The organism is Cyanobacteriota bacterium, assembly GCA_025054735.1.
Lineage (GTDB): Bacteria > Cyanobacteriota > Cyanobacteriia > SKYG9 > SKYG9 > SKYG9.
Window position 1 is genome coordinate 1 of sequence record JANWZG010000714.1, and the last position, 528, is coordinate 528.

General features: G+C 37.9%; 1 protein-coding gene. It reads left to right on the plus strand.

The features are described from left to right. Positions 1 to 528 (plus strand): methionine adenosyltransferase domain-containing protein (locus NZ772_19500; protein MCS6815739.1); only part of this gene is annotated, 528 nt, incomplete at both ends.

The following is a 528-nucleotide window of genomic DNA, read 5'->3' on the forward strand; positions in this document are numbered from 1 at the left end:
GATACTGTGGTTCTCTCTACACAACATAGACCTCATTTGGAACATAAACAAATTGAAGAAATGATCATAGAAGAAGTAATCAAGAAAGTCATCCCTTCCCATTTTTTAAAAAACACACGATATTTAATTAATCCCACAGGTAGATTCGTGATAGGCGGACCGCATGGGGATACAGGTTTGACAGGGAGAAAGATCATTGTTGATACTTATGGTGGATATAGTAGACACGGTGGTGGTGCTTTTTCTGGCAAAGATCCATCAAAAGTAGATCGTAGTGCTGCTTACATGGCACGTTATATTGCAAAAAACATAGTTGCCGCTGGGCTCGCAGATAGATGTGAAGTTCAAATCTCCTATGCAATTGGATACCCTGAACCAACTTCTGTTTTAATTGATACGTTCGGAACTAATAAAGTTGACGAAGAGAAAATCTCAAAAAGAGTAAAAGAAATCTTTCGATTAACCCCAAAAGGTATCGAAGAATCCTTAGAACTCCGTTCGAAAGAAAGAAAATACATACAAACTGCA